This window comes from Halomonas halophila (assembly GCF_030406665.1).
GTDB classification, from domain to species: domain Bacteria; phylum Pseudomonadota; class Gammaproteobacteria; order Pseudomonadales; family Halomonadaceae; genus Halomonas; species Halomonas halophila.
This window is the reverse complement of sequence record NZ_CP129121.1, coordinates 2,414,769-2,431,234: the sequence shown is the minus strand read 5'-3', so window position 1 is coordinate 2,431,234 and position 16,466 is coordinate 2,414,769. Positions and strand designations below refer to the sequence as shown.

The window sequence follows — 16,466 nt, the reverse complement described above, 5'->3', positions numbered from 1 at the left end:
CCTTGATGAAAGCTTCCCTGCGTCAGCGTCTCGACGCCTTTGCCGAGCGCTTCGAGGAGCTCGCCGCCCTGCTGGCGGACCCCGAGGTGATCACCGACCAGGCCCGCTTCCGCGACTACTCCCGCGAATACACCGAGCTCGAGCCCCTGGTGGAAGCCTGGCGCGAGCATCGCGGCGTGGAAGGCGACATCGCGGCCGCCGAGGCCATGGCCGACGACGCCGACGCCGAGATGCGCGAGCTGGCCGAGATGGAGCGCGAGGAAGGCCGGGAGCGGCTGGTCGAGCTCGAGGCGCGCCTCAAGCAGCTGCTGATCCCCCGCGACCCGGACGATGCCGGCAACGTCTTCCTCGAGGTTCGCGCCGGCACCGGCGGCGACGAGGCGGCGCTGTTCGCCGGCGACCTGTTCCGCATGTACTCGCGCTACGCCGAGCAGCACGGCTGGAAGGTCGAGGTGGTCAGCGCCAGCCACGGTGACATGGGCGGCTACAAGGAGATCATCTCGCGCATCAAGGGCGAGGGCGTCTACGGGCGGCTCAAGTTCGAGTCCGGCGCCCACCGTGTGCAGCGTGTGCCGGCCACCGAGTCCCAGGGCCGCATCCACACCTCGGCCTGCACCGTGGCGGTGATGCCCGAGGCCGATGAGGTCGGTGACGTCGACATCAACCAGAACGATCTGCGCGTCGACACCTTCCGCTCCAGCGGCGCCGGCGGCCAGCACGTCAACACCACCGACTCCGCGATCCGCATCACCCACCTGCCCACCGGGGTGGTGGTGGAATGTCAGGAGGAGCGCAGCCAGCACAAGAACCGCGCCAAGGCCATGTCGCTGCTGGCCGCCCGCCTCAAGCAGGCCGCCCAGGACAGCCAGCGCCAGCAGCAGGCCGACGAGCGCCGTTCGCTGGTGGGCTCGGGTGATCGCAGCGAGCGCATCCGCACCTACAACTTCCCCCAGGGCCGGGTGACCGACCACCGCATCAACCTGACCCTCTACAAGCTCGGCGAGGTGATCGGCGGCGAGCAGCTCGACGAGGTGATCGAGCCGCTGATCCAGGAGCACCAGGCCGACCAGCTCGCCGCCCTGCAGCAGGAGGCCTGATGCGCCTCGACCTGCTGCTGGCCCGGGCCGCCCAGCGGCTGCTGAATGCCGGCTCGCCGAGCGCAAGGCTCGACGCCGAGGTGCTGCTGTGCCACGTGCTCGAGGTCGATCGCACCTGGCTCTACACCTGGGGCGACCGCGAGGCCGACGCCGAGGCCGAGGCGCGTTTCGAGGCGCTGGTCGTCGAGCGCGAGGCCGGTCATCCGGTCGCGCATCTGACCGGCGAGCGCGAGTTCTGGGGCCTGCGGCTCGCCACCTCGCCGGCCACCCTGATTCCGCGCCCGGACACCGAGACCCTGGTGGAGGCGGCGCTGGCCGCGGCCGGCGAGACGGGGCGGCTGCTCGACCTGGGCACCGGCACCGGCGCGTTGGCGCTGGCCTTCGCCAGCGAGCGGCCGGGCTGGGCGGTGACCGGCGTCGACCTGCGCCCCGAGGCAGTGGCCCTGGCGCGGGACAACGCCGCCCGCCACGGCCTCGGCAACGCCCGCTTCCTGGTCAGCGACTGGTTTACGGCGCTGGACGAGGAGGGCGGTGACGCCCGCTTCGAGCTGATCGTCTCCAACCCGCCCTACATCGCCGACGACGATCCGCACCTCGCCCGCGGCGACGTGCGCTTCGAGCCGCGCAGCGCCCTGGTGGCCGCCGATGACGGCCTGGCCGACCTGCGCCATCTGGTGGCGACGGCGCGGGATCATCTGGTTGCCGACGGCTGGCTGATGCTGGAACACGGTGCCGGCCAGGCCGCGGCGGTATGCGAGGCCCTCGCCGCGGCCGGCTATCGCGAGGTGTCGAGCCGCCGCGATCTCGGCGGGCACGAGCGGATCAGTCTGGGGCGGCGCTGAGCGCCCTCCGGGCTGGCTTCCCGGGCTTGCGTGGCGGCGCCGGTCGGCCGCCCGTGAGCGACATCCCGGGGCATCTTTCCGCCGCCAGGACTGGAGCCGATACCGGGCCTTGTGGTACACGTTGAAGCAGAAAAAAACGCCACTCACCGCCGGTTATTCATGTGTGAATCCCGAAAGCGCGCCGTTTGACGGTGGTTTTCAGTAGAAGATTCGGCGGTGGCCCGTTCGACGTGCCAGGACCACAATGAAAACCAAGACCCGTTCGCTCGACCGCATCGACCTCAAGATCCTGCGCTGCCTGCAGGACAATGCCCGCATCTCCTACGTCGACCTGGCCGCCCAGGTCGGCTTGTCCACCACGCCCTGCCTGGAGCGCGTCAAGCGCCTCGAGCGCGCCGGGGTGATCCGCGGCTACAAGGCCCTGCTCGACCCGCGGGCGCTGAAGGCCAACCTGCTGGTGTTCGTCGAGATCAGTCTGGAGACCCAGTCGCCCTCGGTGTTCGACGAGTTTCGCCGGGCGGTGGCCAAGCTGCCGCAGATCCAGGAATGTCATCTGGTGTCGGGGCAGTTCGACTACATCCTCAAGTGCCGGATTCCCGAGATGTCGGCCTACCGCCAGCTGCTCGGCGAAGTGGTGCTGACCCTGCCCGGGGTCAAGGAGTCCAAGAGCTACGTGGTGATGGAAGAGGTCAAGGAGGAGTTCTCCCTCCACGTGCCCGACATCGAGGAATTCGAGGACAAGTGAGCGCCATGAACGACGACGCGCTGCTGCGCTACAGCCGCCAGATCATGCTCGAGCAGGTCGACATCGCCGGCCAGGAGCGCCTGCTCGCCGGCCATGCCCTGGTGATCGGCGCCGGCGGGCTGGGTTCGCCGGTGGCGCTGTATCTGGCCGCGGCCGGCATGGGGCGGCTGACGCTGGCCGACGACGACGCGGTGGAACTCTCCAACCTGCAGCGCCAGATCGCCCACGGCACCGCTGACCTGGGGCGTGCCAAGGCCGAGTCCGCGCGGGAGGCGGCGCTGGCGCTTAATCCCGAGGCCGAGATCCGCGCCATCACCGAGCGCCTCGAGGGCGAGGCGCTGGCCGCGGCGGTGGCCGAAGCCGACGTGGTGCTCGACTGCACCGACCGGTTCTCGAGCCGCTACGCCATCAACGCCGCCTGCCGCGTCGCCGGCGTGCCGCTGGTCTCCGGGGCGGCGATCCGCTTCTCCGGCCAGCTGGCGGTGTTCGATCCGCGCGATGCCGAGAGTCCCTGCTACGCCTGCCTCTATCCGCCGGACGACGGCGGCGACGAGGCGTTGAGCTGCGCCGAGAGCGGTGTGGTGGCGCCTCTTGTCGGGCTGATCGGCTGTTTCCAGGCGCTCGAGGCGATCAAGCTGGTCGCCCACGCCGGGCAGGTGCACCGGGGACTCTCCACCTTCGACGGCCTCAGCGGCCAGTGGCGTCATTTCCGCGTGCCCCGCGACTCCGCCTGCCCGGTCTGCGGCGGCTGATCTCGATCTCCCCGCGAGGCGCCGCATCGGGCGCCTCCTGCCTGTCGATGCTCCAGGTTACTCGTAGGTCACCACCAGAAAGGCCAGCAGCTCGTCGTCGCTCTCGTTCTCGATGACGTGATCCTGATCGGCGTGATAGTGCGCCGAATCCCCCACCGCCAGCCGGCAGTCGCTGTCGCCCGCTACTACCCGGGCGCTGCCACTCGTGATGGTCAATAATTCCCGTGTGCCCTCGAAGTGCGGCGCGCTGCGCAGGCTCGCCCGCGGTGCGATGCGCAGCTCGTAGAACTCCACGTGCTTCTCGAGGTGCAGCGGCGAGAGGGTGCGGATGCGGCATTCCCGATCGTCGCGGAACAGGTGCGTGGCGTCGTCGCCGCGCACCACCTCGATGGTGGAGGCGGTCCAGGGCTGATCGACGAGATCGCCGATGCTGAGCCCGAAGGCCTGGGCGATGCGCAGCGTCACCGCCAGGGTCGGGTTGGCGCGGCCGCGCTCGATCTGGCTCAGCATCGAGCGGCTGACGCCGCAGGCCGAAGCGAGCTGGTCCAGCGTCAGGCCGCGTCGCTTGCGCAGCTCGATGACGCGGTCGCAGAGCAGCTGGCCGCCCTGGGAGGGCGCTGGCGTCGGCGCATCGGGGGGCGTGGTGGTCACCGGGCACTCCTGTTTTCAATATGGTGGAATTTATTCTTGCATAGAGGATTTTGTCCACTATGCTGGAATTAATTCCTTCATGGTAATCATCCCGTCAGGGATTGCCAGCATGGAGGTCATTCAGGGAAGCCATTCATCTCAAGCAGGAGACGCTCATGAAGGCGCTGGTCAAGCGAGAGGCGGCCCCCGGGCTCTGGCTCGAGGACGTGCCCGAGCCGGAGGTCGGCATCAACGACGTGCTGGTGCGGGTCAAGCGCACCGCCATCTGCGGCACCGATCTGCATATCTACAACTGGGATGCCTGGGCGCAGCAGACCATCCCGGTGCCGATGGTGGTCGGCCACGAGTTCGTCGGCGAGATCGTCGCGGTGGGCGACAACGTCAACGACTTCCATCCCGGCCAGATCGTCTCCGGCGAGGGGCACGTGGTGTGCGGGCGCTGCCGCAACTGCCTGGCGGGGCGCCGCCACCTGTGCGCCCATACCCGCGGCATCGGGGTGAATCGACCCGGCGCCTTCGCCGAGTACGTGGCGCTGCCGATGTCCAACGTCTGGGAGCATCGCCCGGGCATCGACCTGGACGTGGCGGCACTGTTCGACCCGCTGGGCAACGCCGTGCACACCGCGCTGCAGTTCGACGTGCTGGGCGAGGACGTGCTGATCACCGGCGCCGGCCCGATCGGCGCCATGGCCGCGGCAGTGTGTCGCCATGCCGGGGCGCGCCACGTGGTGGTCACCGACCTCAATCCGAACCGGCTCGCGCTGGCGGAGACGCTGGGCGCGACGCGTACCGTCAACGCTGCGGAGGAAAGCCTGGCCGACGTGCAGGCCGAGCTCGGCATGGCCGAGGGCTTCGACGTGGGGCTGGAGATGTCCGGCAGTCCGGCGGCCTTCAAGGATCTGCTGGCCAGCATGTGCCACGGCGGCAAGGTGGCGATGCTCGGGATTCCCACCGAGGAGACGGCCATCGACTGGAACACGGTGATCTTCAACATGCTGACCATCAAGGGCGTCTACGGTCGGGAGATGTACGAGACCTGGTACAAGATGTCGGTGCTGGTGGAATCGGGGATGGATATCTCGCCGGTGATCACCCACCGTCTGCCCTATACCGACTTCGAGCAGGGCTTCCAGGCCATGCTGGCCGGCGAGGCCAGCAAGGTGATTCTGGACTGGGAGTGAGAATGCCCGGCAGCGATGCGCGCCCGAGTCCGGGCGCACATCGCGTGCCGACGCTTCGGGCACTGGTAACACTCAGCGTAAAATGAAGGGAAAGACACCATGTACGGCGACTTTCAGCGGCATCTGCGCGACGAGCTCGCGGCCATCGAGCAGGCCGGCCTGACCAAGCACGAACGCGAGCTGGCGACCCCCCAGGGCGCCCATGTGGGCGTGGCGAACGACGGCGAGGTGCTCAACCTCTGCGCCAACAACTACCTGGGGCTGGCCCAGCATCCCGAGGTCCAGGCGGCCGCCAGGCAGGGGTTGGACGAGTGGGGCTACGGCCTGGCCTCGGTGCGCTTCATCTGCGGCACCCAGACCCTGCACAAGACCCTGGAGGCGAGGCTCAGCGAGTTCCTGGGCACCGAGGACACCATCCTCTATCCGTCCTGCTTCGACGCCAATGGCGGGCTGTTCGAGGCCCTGCTGGGCCCCGAGGACGCGGTGATCTCCGACGAGCTCAACCATGCCAGCATCATCGACGGCGTGCGGCTGTGCAAGGCGAGCCGCTATCGCTACCGCAACAGCGACATGGCCGATCTGGAGGCCCAGCTCCAGGCCGCCGACGCCGCCGGCACGCGTTTCAAGCTGATCACCACCGACGGCGTCTTCTCCATGGATGGCTACATCGCCAAGCTCGACGAGATCTGCGATCTGGCCGAGCGCTACGGGGCCCTGGTCCACGTCGACGACTGCCACGCCACCGGCTTCCTGGGGGAGGGCGGTCGCGGCAGCCACGAGTACCGCGGCTGCCTGGGGCGGATCGATATTCTCACCGGCACCCTGGGCAAGGCCCTGGGCGGGGCCAGCGGCGGCTACACCAGCGCCCGGCGCGAGATCGTCGAACTGCTGCGTCAGCGCTCGCGGCCCTACCTGTTCTCCAATACCGTGGCGCCGCCGGTGGTGGCCGGCGCGCTCAAGGCGCTGGAGCTGGCCGGTGAGTCCCGCGAGCTGCGCGACCGGCTGAGCGACAACACCGCCTACTTCCGTCGCGGGCTCGAGGACCTGGGCTTCGAGCTGCTCCCGGGTGAGCATCCCATCGTGCCGGTGATGCTGCACGATGCGGCCCTGGCGGCGCGCTTCGCCGACGAGATGCTGAAGGAAGGCATCTACGTGATCGCCTTTTCCTACCCGGTGGTGCCCAAGGGCCGCGCCCGCATCCGCACCCAGGTTTCGGCGGCGCTGACCCGCGAGGACCTGGACGCCGCCCTGGCCGCCTTCGGGCGGGTCAAGGCCCGCCTGGAAGATGCCGCTCCGATGGCCTGATCCGCCTCGCCTCCAGGCGCCTCCCCGGAAGCGGAGGCGCTCGGCTTGCCCGGCCTCCGCGTCGTCGGAGGTCTTTTTTCGTGGCGCTTGCCGCCACGCCCTTCACCGCGGAAAATCTTTCCGCCACCCGTTTTTTCGAAGTGCAACAAGGCTTTGGGTATCATGCCGGATGGTGTCACAGGGGAATGGTAGCGTTGGTCGACTTATTTTAACGCCGTGGAGGCGCCGGAAATAAAGTGTGCATGCGCGGGCGGGGGGATTTTGGCGGCGTTATTTTCTTGACGAAATTCCATCCTGTTTTTTTTAAAATATTGATTTTATTAATATTATTTTCAGCGTTTAATATATCGTTGTTGAATACTTGACATTCATGTGGCCGATGACGTCAGAATGGATGCCATGGGTCATGCGACGTCTCCTGAAGCGTGAGCGACCTTTAGGTATGAAGTATTCAACAACAATAACAGGATGCAAAGTATGAGCAGTTCCGTCTCCGACGGCCCGGCCTCGTGGTATCGCGCCTCGGTCGCCGTCGAGCTCGAGCCCTGTCGACCGCTGGAAGGGGAGGCACGGGCGGACGTGTGCGTGATCGGTGGCGGTGTCACCGGCTGTTCGACCGCTCTGCACCTGGCCGAACAGGGCTACTCGGTGGTGCTTCTGGAGGCCGGCGACGTCGGTCATGGCGCTTCTGGCCGTAGCGGCGGGCAGATCCTGCCGGGATTGGGCACCGATATCACCACCGTCCAGCAAGCCATGGGCCTGACCCGCGCGCGGGAGGTGTGGGAAATGAGCCGCGAGGCGGTGCGTCTCACCGCCGAGCTGGTCGAGCGCCACGCCATTCCCTGCGAGCTGGCCTGGGGGTATCTGCATGCCGCGGTGAAGCCGCGACATGTTCGTGAGCTCGAGGCCTTCCGTGAACAGCTGTCTCGGGACTACGGCTACGAGGCCCTCGAATGGCTCGAGGGCGATGCCCTGCGCGAGCACGTGGTCACCGATGCCTATCCGGCCGCCCTTCATGACTGCGAGGGCGGCCACCTTCACCCTCTCAACTACACCCTGGGACTGGCCCGGGCCGCGCAGCGCGCGGGAGTGCGTCTCCATCCCCGCAGTGCCGCCGTCGAGATCCGGCGTGGCCGGCCGGCCACCGTCCTCACCGAGCATGGTCGCGTGAGCGCGGACTTCGTGGTGCTGGCGGCCAATGCCTACCACCGCGACCTGGTGCCGGAGCTTTCCGGGCGCATCATGCGCGCCGCGAACTACATGATCGCCACCGCTCCGCTGAGCGAGGCGCAGGCGGCGCAGGTGCTGCCCAGAAACGATGCCCTGTCCGACGCCAACTTCGTGCTCGACTACTATCGGCTCAGCGCGGACCGTCGCCTGATTTACGGCGGTGAGGTCAGCTACGACGGTCGCGAACCTCCGCGGCTCCAATCGCGCATGGACGCCAAGATCGCCCGGCTGTTCCCGGTGCTCGAGGGCGTGCCGATCGAATATCGCTGGGGCGGCGACGTGGCGATCACCCTGAACCGGGCCCCGGATTTCGGTCGCCTGGGCGACAATCTCTACTATGCCCAGGGCTATTCCGGCCATGGCATGGCCCTGGCGGGACTGGCCGGCAAGCTGATGGCCGAGGCGATCCGCGGCCAGAGCGAGCGTTTCGATGTCTTCGCCGCCATGCCGCACCGCCAGTTCCCGGGCGGGCGAGCCCTGCGAAAGCCGCTGCTGGTGCTGGCCACTAATTTCTACAAACTGCGCGACCGGCTCTGAGGGGCCGCCGACAAGTGAAGAGGGTATCCCCATGAGCGAGACCATCACGGCGGAGATCGCCGACGAGCCGGGGCTGCGCCCGGTCGTCGAGGAACGGGATCGGGGGAGCCGCAAGGCGTCCTCGATCGAGATGCAGGGCCTGCACAAGCGCTTCGGGCGCGATACCGTGGCCCTCGACGGCGTCGACCTGGACATCCAGGCCGGCGAGTTCTTCACCCTGCTGGGGCCGTCCGGCTGCGGCAAGACGACCCTGCTGCGGATCCTCGCCGGCCTCGAGGAGCCGGATGACGGCTCACTGGTCGTGGGCGGCAAGAACGTCACCGAGGTGCCGCCCCACCGGCGCAGCGTCAACACTGTCTTTCAGTCCTACGCGTTGTTTCCGCATCTTTCGGTGCGCGAGAACCTGGCCTTCGGGCTGAAGATGCGCGGCCTGTCGGCCCATGAGCGCAACGCCAAGGTCGACGAGATCGCCCGCTTCATCAAGCTCGGCGACCTGGTCGAGCGGCGTGTCGATCAGCTCTCCGGGGGCCAGCGCCAGCGCATCGCCCTGGCCCGGGCGCTGGTCTGCGAGCCCGATGTGCTGCTGCTCGACGAGCCGCTTTCGGCGCTGGACGCCGGCCTGCGCAGCCAGCTGCAGGTGGAGTTGCTGCGGGTGCAGAAGCGTCTCGGCATGACCTTCGTGTTCGTCACCCACGACCAGGATGAAGCGATGGTCATGTCCGACCGCATCGCCGTGCTCAACGGTGGCAACATCCAGCAGGTCGGGGCGCCGCGTGACGTCTACGAACGACCGGTGAACGCCTTCGTGGCCCGGTTCATGGGACATGACAATCTCTACCCGATCAGCGCCCGCGAGGGGGAACGCCTGACCACGGCGCTGGGGACGCTCACCGTCGAGGACGCCGGTGACGGCGATCTGCTGTTGATCCGCCCCGAGACGCTCGATCTGTTGCCCGGCGAAGCCGCGGGCGACAACCACCTGACGGCGACGGTGGCCGAGCGGCTCTATCGCGGCAGCCACGCCGAGTTCCGTCTGGAGATCGGCGACACCTCCCTGCAGGCCACGGTCAGCAACCGCGGCCGTCACCTGCCCGAAGTGGGCGATACGGTGACGGTAACGGTGGCGCCGGAAGACCTGGTCACCCTGAGCGAGTGAGGAGGTGGATATGTCCTATTCCGGCGTAATGCCCTCGGCGCGCAGCCGGGCCATGGTCCGCGAGACCCGCCACCTGCTGTTCACGGTGACCCCGGGGGCGTTCTGGATCCTGCTGTTCCTGGTACTGCCGAGTGCCTATCTGATGGGCGTGGCCTTCATGACCAACGGGCCGTATGGCCTGCCGCAGATGCCGCTGTCGCTGGCGTCCTTCGAGCGCCTGGCGGGGTTCGGCTTCCTGGGCTGGAGCCCGGGCAACCTCTATACCCTGCTGCGCTCGCTGTGGCAGACCCTGGTGTCCACCGCCCTGGTGGTGGTGGTGGCCTATCCCATCGCTTACTACATCACCACCTGCCGCGAGAAGTGGCGGCCGATCCTGCTGCTCGCCGTGGTGGTGCCGTCCTGGACCAACCAGGTGATCCGCACCTTCGGCTGGATGAACCTGCTGGCGCCGGGGACTCCCCTGTCCGAGCTGGCCGAGGGGCTGGGGCTGGTCGCTCCCAACATGGGCCTGTATCCCTCCAACTTCGCGGTCACCCTGGGGCTGGTCTACAACTTCCTGCCCTTCATGGTGCTGCCGCTCTACGGCGCCTTCGAGAAGCTGGATACCGCCCAGGTGGAGGCCGCCCAGGACCTCTACGCCAGCCCGGTGCGCGCCTTCTGGCACGCCGTCTTCCCGCAGACCCTGCCGGGGCTGCTCGCGGGCATCGTGCTGGTGGCCATTCCGGCCTTCGGCATGTACGTGATCCCCGAGCTGCTGGGCGGTGGCAAGGGCATGATGCTCGGCAACCTGGTGGCCAACCAGTTCTCGGGCGGGGCCAACTGGCCGCTGGGCGCGGCCGGCGCGATCCTGATGCTGCTGGCGACCTTCATCGGGCTCTACGTCATGCGTCGTCTCGGCAAGCGTCTGGGCGGCGGCGAGGAGGTGGTGATATGAGAAAGCGGACCCTGCATCGTGGCCTGACCGGTTTCTGGTGGCTGACCCTGGCCTTTCTCTATCTGCCGCTGGCGGTCGTGGTACTGTTCTCCTTCAACTCCGCCAACAGCTCGGCCAACTTCGCCGACTTCTCGCTGCGCTGGTATTTCCAGCTGCTGGGCAACGAGGAGATCCTGTCGGCCTTCGGTAACAGCCTGGTGCTGGCCATCTGCTCCTCGGTGATCGCCCTGGGGATCGGCTGCGTGTTCGGCTACGGCATGTACCGTCACCGTCATCGCAAGCTCGGCTGGCTGATCGTGCTGATCTACCTGCCCATCGTGCTGCCCGACATCGTCTTCGGCATCTCCGAGATGGCCTTCTTCGTGCAGATCCACGAATGGACCGGGCTGCTGTCGCCGGGGCTCGGCACCATGATCATCGCCCACGTGACCTTCCAGATTCCCTTCGTGGCACTGATCGTGTATTCGCGCTTCGTGGGGCTGGATCCGACGCTGTTCGAGGCCGCCAAGGACCTCTATGCGACGCCGGTCAAGCGGGTGGTGCACTTCATGCTGCCGACCCTCAAGCCGGCGTTGATATCCGCCTTCTTCCTGTCGTTTACGCTGTCGGTGGATGACTTCGTCATCAGTTTCTTCACCGCCGGCCCGGAGAGCGCGACCCTGCCGATCTATATCTGGGGCGCGATCAAGAAGGGGGTCTCGCCGGAGATCAACGCCATCGCCGCGTTGATGATCTTTGCCGTGGCCGCGGCCGCCATCCTGAGTCTGGCATTCAGCCGTCGTCGGCCGTCCTGAGCCGGCATCATTACCTAGGGAACGAAGGAGAGCCACCCATGAAGTTCAACAAGATCGCCATGGCCCTGTCACTGGGCGGGCTCGCGCTCGCCGGCCAAGCCCAGGCCGAGGAGGGCAAGCTCTACCTCTTCAACTGGACCGAGTACATGGACCCGGCCATCATCGAGGCGTTCGAGGACGAGTACGACGTCGAAGTGGTGCAGAACTACTTCAACTCGTTGCCGGAAATGTTCGCCAAGCTCAACGCTGGCGGGGCCTCGCAGTACGACATCATCGTGCCGTCCAACTACTACATTCCGCGCCTGATCAAGACCGGTCTGGTCCAGGAGCTCGACACGTCGAAACTGTCCCACCTCGACAACGTCATGTCGCAGTTCCAGGACCCGTCCTACGATCCCGGTAGCCGGTACTCGGCGCCCTACCAGTGGGGCACCACCGGTATCATCTACAACGCCGAGACCTTCCCGGACGCGCCCAAGAGCTGGTCGCTGCTGTTCGACCCCGAGGTCAACGGTGACTATCCCTTCGCCCTGATCGGCGACGGCCAGGTCGGCATGGGCGGCGCCTGCGCCTTCCTGGGTCACGGCTACGACTGCACCGGCCTGGACGCCTGGCGCGAGGCGGCGCAGCTGATGATCGAGACCAAGGGTCGCAACACCTTCAGCGGCTTCTCCGATGGCACCCCGGCGCTGCAGCAGCTGTCCCGTGGCGTGATCCATGCCGGCATGTCCTACAACGGGGACTACTTCTTCTACAAGAGCGAGAACCCCGAGGCCTTCGAACACCTCGAGTTCATGATTCCCGACGAGGGCGCCGAGATGTGGGTCGACGCCATGATGATCCCGTCCGGAGCTCCCAACCCGGATCTGGCCCACAAGTTCATCGACTTCATCCTCGATGCCGAGATCGGTGCCCAGCTCTCCAACTACAACTACTACGCGAGCCCCAATGCCGCGGCCGAGCCCTATCTCGACAGCGTGTTGACCCAGCCGCCGATCATGCCGTCCGACGAGGACATGGATCGACTGCTGTTCACGCCGAGTCTCGAGGGCGAGCAGCTGCAGACCTTCCAGCAGCTGTGGTCCGAGGTCAAGGCGCGGTGAGACGACGGACCCCGGCCGGGTGGCCGGGGTCCCAGCTCCAGAGCAAGGAAACCCCATGAGTAACCGTCAGGAACACCCCAATTTCAACGACTGGTTCCAGACCCGCGGCATTACCGAGGTCGAATGCCTGGTCTCCGACCTCACCGGTATCCTCAAGGGCAAGATCATGCCCGCCGGCAAGTACCTGGGCGGCGGTCGCCCGCGATTGCCGGACTCGATCTTCATCCAGACCGTCACCGGTGGCTATCCCGACGACGAGGACAGCCACTTCTGGAATCCCGCCGAACGGGACATGGAGCTGGTGCCCGACCCCGGCGCCATCTACATGGTCCCCTGGGCAGACGATGCGACGGCCCAGATCATCCATGACTGCTACTATCTGACCGGCGAGCCGGTGGAACTGTCGCCGCGTCATGTGCTCAAGCGGGTGCTGTCGCTCTACGAGGACCGGGGCTGGAAACCGGTGGTGGCGCCAGAGGTCGAGTTCTTCCTGGTCAAGACCAATACCGACTCCGACTATCCGCTGGAGCCGCCGGTGGGTCGCAACGGTCGCCAGGAGAGCAGCCGCCAGTCGTTCTCCATCGATGCGGTCAACGAGTTCGACCCGCTGTTCGAGGAGATGTACGACTACTGTGATGCCATGGACCTCGACCTGGACACCCTGATCCACGAGGAGGGGGCCGGCCAGATGGAGGTCAACTTCCAGCACGGCGACCCGCTGAAGCTGGCCGACCAGGTGGTGATGTTCAAGCGCACCCTGCGCGAGACCGCCCTGCGCCACGGCATGTACGCGACCTTCATGGCCAAGCCGATGGCCAATGAGCCGGGCAGCTCGATGCACCTGCACCAGAGTCTGGTGGGCATCGAGGGCGACAACCTGTTCGCCGGGGAAGACGGCAGGCCCAGCCGGCTGTTCCAGCAGTTCATCGGCGGCCTGCAGCGCTACCTGCCGGCGGCGATGCCGCTGATGGCGCCCAACGTCAACTCCTACCGCCGGCTGATGCGCACCGAGACCAGCGGCTCGGCGCCGATCAACGTCGAGTGGGGCACCGACAACCGCACCGTGGGCCTGCGGGTGCCGGTCTCGCCGCCCGAGGCGACTCGCGTCGAGAACCGCCTGGCCGGGGCCGACGCCAATCCCTACCTGGTGATGGCGGCGTCGCTGGCCTGCGGCTATCTCGGCATGCTCAACCAGCTCGAGCCTCGCCCGGCCGTGGTGGGTTCGGCCTGGGCCGGCGGGCACAAGCTGCCCGACGACATCGGGCCGGCGCTGGACCTGCTGCATGACTGCCCCGAGCTGGCCGAGATGCTCGGCGAGCGTTTCACCCACAGCTATCTGGCCGTCAAGCGGGCCGAGCATCGGGAATACTTCCAGGTGATCAGTTCCTGGGAGCGTGAGCATCTGCTGTTGCGCGTCTAGGGGTTACCACAAGAAGGGCGGGTGACAGGCCCGCCCGATCCTATGGCAAGGAGGCGATTCATGAGGCACTTCATTCTGGCCGGCGTGACCGGCCTCGGTCTGCTGGCTGCCGGCCCTCTGGCCGTCGCCGAGGAGGGCAAGCTTCGCCTCTTCAACTGGACGGACTACATGGCGCCCTCGATCATCGAGGGGTTCGAAGCCGAAACGGGCATCGAGGTCGTCCAGAACTACTACAACTCGAATGCCGAGCTGTTATCGAAGCTGACCGCCGGGGGAGATGCCCAGTATGACCTGGTCGTGCCCTCGGACTATTTCGTGCCCCGGCTCATCGATGCCGGCCTCATCCAGCCACTGGTGCCGGAAGGGGAGGCCCTGGAGGGCCGCGACAACATCCTGGAGGAGTTCCGTACCCCGTCTTTCGACCCCGAAGGGCGCTTCACCGTGCCTTATCAGTGGGGGGTGACGGGGGTGGTCTACAACGCCGAGACCTTCCCCGACCCCGCGCCCAGCTGGTCGCTGCTCTATGATCCGGAGGTCAACGACGCCTATCCCTTCGCCCTGCTCAAGGGCGACGCCCAGTTTACCTTCGGCACCCTCTGCGCTTTCCAGGGGGCGGGCTTCGACTGCGTGGGCGAGGCGCCCTGGGTGGCGGCGGCACATGGCCTGATCGAGACCCGCCGACGGGACAACTTCGTCGGCTTCGTCGATGCGACGGCGGCCATCGAGCAGGTGGCCTCCGGCGTGATCCATGCCGGCGTTGCCTATAACGGCGATGTCGCGGCCAAGCGTGCGGCGGATCCCGAGCTCTATGGCCATCTCGGCTTCTTCGTGCCCGAAGAGGGCTCCCAGCGATGGGTGGACGTGATGGCCGTGCCGGCGCATGCCCCCAACCCTCATGCGGCCAGGGCCTTCATCGAGTATCTGCTGCGCCCCGAGGTGGCGGCTCGCCTGTCCAACCACAACTTCTACACCACACCCAACGAGGCGGCGCTGCCTCTGGTGGATCCGGCCTTGCGCGAGCCACCGGTCATGCCCGCGGCCGAGACGCGACAGCACCTGTCCTTCACTCCCTCGGTGAGCGGCGAGCAGCTGCAACTGCTTCAGCAGCTGTGGAGCGATGCCCGCAGCCGCTGACGTCGTGGCGTCCCTCGTGTGCGTCCAGGCGCCGGTCATGCCGGCGCCTTCTTGCATTCTAGAGGGTCAGGTGGAAAGAAAAGCATGGCTTGTGATTGGAATTTTACGCGATTGCGCCGTAATATTGGCTCCAGTGTGTTAAATAAAATAACCATCTGGAGGCTCTATGCGCGTCTCGAACGAAACCGAACACGTCGGCTCCTGGTACGCCGCCACCGCCAATTCGGCCCCTGAGCGACCCGCCCTGGAGGGGGAAACGAGCTGTGACGTCTGCGTGGTGGGCGCGGGCTTCTCCGGCATCTCCGCGGCCCTTCACCTGGCCGAGAAGGGCCTCAAGGTGGTGGTACTGGAAGCCGCTCGGGTCGGCTTTGGCGCCTCCGGGCGCAACGGCGGCCAGATCGTCAACAGCTACAGCCGCGACATGGACGTCATCGAGGAGAAGTACGGCGACGGGACGGCACGGGCGCTGGGCGACATGGCCTTCGAGGGCAATCGCATCATCCGCGAGCGGATCGCGCGCTACGGCATCGACTGCGACCTGCGCGACGGTAACCTCTTCGCCGCCTGCAATGCCAAGCAGATGAAGGGGCTGGTGGAGCACAAGGCGCTGTGGGAGCGCTACGGCCATCGCGAGCTGGAACTGCTCGACGGTCAAGACGTGAAGCGCGAGGTGGGCACCGAGCGCTATGTGGGCGCGCTGGTCGATCACTCCGGCGGGCACCTCCATCCGCTCAACCTGGTGCTTGGCCAGGCCGCCGCCATCGAGTCCCTGGGCGGCGTGATCCACGAGCAGACGCCGGTGACGGCCATCGAGCATGGCCAGCCGGTGCGCCTGGCCACACCCAGCGGCACGGTCATCGCCGAGCGCGTGGTGATGGCCGGCAATGCCTATCACCAGGGCATCATGCCGGCGCTGGAGGGCAAGTCGATGCCCTGCGGTACCCAGATCATCACCACCGAGCCGCTGGACGAGGCGCGCGCCCGGGCGCTGCTGCCCAATAACCTGGCGGTCGAGGACTGCAACTACCTGCTCGACTATTTCCGCCTGACCGCCGATAACCGGCTGATCTACGGTGGCGGCGTCAATTACGGTGGCCAGGACCCGGCCGACATCGAGGCGGTGATCCGGCCCAAGATGCTCAAGACCTTCCCGGGCCTGGCGGACGTGAGCGTCGACTATGCCTGGAGCGGCACCTTCCTGATGACGCTCAACCGGCTGCCGCAGTTCGGCGTGATCAACGACAACGTCTATTACGCCCAGGGCTATTCGGGCCACGGCGTGACCTGCACCCACCTGGCCGGTCGTCTGATCGCCGAGGCCATGACCGGACGCGAGGAGCGCTTCGATGCCTTCGCCGGACTGCCGCACCTGCCGTTCCCGGGCGGGCGGATGCTGCGCGTGCCGCTTTCGGCCATGGGCGCCTGGTACTACGAGACGCGCGATCGCCTGGGCATCTGAGGGGGCACCTGCGTCGCGATGACGCCATGGCAGGCATGCTACCCAGCCCGCTGTCGCCGCTCGCCGACGGTGGCGCAGCAAGTGTGAAACCTCTTCGACCGGTCTGGAGCCGCAGACGCGGACGGT

At 66.9% G+C, this 16,466-nt stretch carries 15 protein-coding genes; 14 read left to right on the top strand and 1 reads right to left on the bottom strand.

The genetic code is table 11. The features are described from left to right. Nucleotides 1–5 precede the first annotated feature (5 nt). The 4 genes from prfA to QWG60_RS11290 all read left to right on the top strand — a co-directional run bounded on the left by prfA (nt 6) and on the right by QWG60_RS11290 (nt 3,436). Nucleotides 6–1,097 carry a peptide chain release factor 1 gene (prfA, locus tag QWG60_RS11305; protein ID WP_035597824.1) on the top strand — a complete coding sequence of 364 codons (1,092 nt, stop codon included), beginning with the start codon at nt 6–8 and terminating at the stop codon, nt 1,095–1,097. Next, nucleotides 1,097–1,939, top strand: a complete 843-nt coding sequence (prmC, locus tag QWG60_RS11300; RefSeq protein WP_146907321.1) for a peptide chain release factor N(5)-glutamine methyltransferase — start codon at nt 1,097–1,099, stop codon at nt 1,937–1,939. Before prfA ends, prmC begins: the two co-directional genes overlap by 1 nt. A gap of 244 nt (nt 1,940–2,183) precedes the next feature. Further along, entirely contained in the window at nt 2,184–2,684 is a 501-nt protein-coding gene (locus tag QWG60_RS11295; protein WP_046079813.1) for an Lrp/AsnC ligand binding domain-containing protein, read from the top strand. Between the two features lie 5 nt (nt 2,685–2,689). Continuing rightward, complete coding sequence (locus QWG60_RS11290; protein WP_046079812.1) at nt 2,690–3,436, top strand: HesA/MoeB/ThiF family protein; 747 nt, start codon at nt 2,690–2,692, stop codon at nt 3,434–3,436. A gap of 57 nt (nt 3,437–3,493) precedes the next feature. On the opposite strand, the gene QWG60_RS11285 is transcribed toward QWG60_RS11290, so the two are convergent. Next, nucleotides 3,494–4,087, bottom strand: a complete 594-nt coding sequence (locus tag QWG60_RS11285; RefSeq protein ID WP_246124610.1) for a helix-turn-helix domain-containing protein — start codon at nt 4,085–4,087, stop codon at nt 3,494–3,496. A 155-nt stretch (nt 4,088–4,242) separates the two neighbouring features. On the opposite strand from QWG60_RS11285, the gene tdh reads away from it, so the two are divergent. The 10 genes from tdh to QWG60_RS11235 all read left to right on the top strand — a co-directional run bounded on the left by tdh (nt 4,243) and on the right by QWG60_RS11235 (nt 16,340). Beyond that, the gene (tdh, locus tag QWG60_RS11280; protein ID WP_106488831.1) at nt 4,243–5,268 is read left to right on the top strand and encodes an L-threonine 3-dehydrogenase; all 1,026 of its coding nucleotides are present in this window, start codon (nt 4,243–4,245) and stop codon (nt 5,266–5,268) included. 99 nt (nt 5,269–5,367) lie between these two features. Next, nucleotides 5,368–6,573, top strand: coding sequence for a glycine C-acetyltransferase (kbl, locus tag QWG60_RS11275; protein WP_146907323.1), 1,206 nt, complete (start codon nt 5,368–5,370; stop codon nt 6,571–6,573). Nucleotides 6,574–7,050: 477 nt separating this feature from the next. Next, nucleotides 7,051–8,340, top strand: coding sequence for an NAD(P)/FAD-dependent oxidoreductase (locus QWG60_RS11270; protein ID WP_146907325.1), 1,290 nt, complete (start codon nt 7,051–7,053; stop codon nt 8,338–8,340). A gap of 31 nt (nt 8,341–8,371) precedes the next feature. Beyond that, the gene (locus QWG60_RS11265; RefSeq protein ID WP_107180775.1) at nt 8,372–9,496 is read left to right on the top strand and encodes an ABC transporter ATP-binding protein; all 1,125 of its coding nucleotides are present in this window, start codon (nt 8,372–8,374) and stop codon (nt 9,494–9,496) included. Between the two features lie 10 nt (nt 9,497–9,506). Then, nucleotides 9,507–10,430, top strand: a complete 924-nt coding sequence (locus QWG60_RS11260; RefSeq protein WP_035597840.1) for an ABC transporter permease — start codon at nt 9,507–9,509, stop codon at nt 10,428–10,430. Next, entirely contained in the window at nt 10,427–11,224 is a 798-nt protein-coding gene (locus QWG60_RS11255; protein ID WP_035597845.1) for an ABC transporter permease, read from the top strand. Before QWG60_RS11260 ends, QWG60_RS11255 begins: the two co-directional genes overlap by 4 nt. A gap of 38 nt (nt 11,225–11,262) precedes the next feature. Further along, the gene (locus tag QWG60_RS11250) at nt 11,263–12,327 is read left to right on the top strand and encodes an ABC transporter substrate-binding protein (protein ID WP_035597848.1); all 1,065 of its coding nucleotides are present in this window, start codon (nt 11,263–11,265) and stop codon (nt 12,325–12,327) included. Nucleotides 12,328–12,382: 55 nt separating this feature from the next. Then, on the top strand, nt 12,383–13,747 hold the full coding sequence (locus QWG60_RS11245) for a glutamine synthetase family protein (RefSeq protein WP_035597851.1): 1,365 nt from the start codon (nt 12,383–12,385) through the stop codon (nt 13,745–13,747). Nucleotides 13,748–13,807: 60 nt separating this feature from the next. Further along, a complete protein-coding gene (locus QWG60_RS11240; RefSeq protein WP_146907327.1) occupies nt 13,808–14,881 on the top strand; it encodes an ABC transporter substrate-binding protein in 1,074 nt (357 codons plus the stop codon). Nucleotides 14,882–15,047: 166 nt separating this feature from the next. Beyond that, complete coding sequence (locus QWG60_RS11235) at nt 15,048–16,340, top strand: NAD(P)/FAD-dependent oxidoreductase (RefSeq protein WP_046079806.1); 1,293 nt, start codon at nt 15,048–15,050, stop codon at nt 16,338–16,340. The last annotated feature ends 126 nt before the right edge of the window (nt 16,341–16,466 follow it).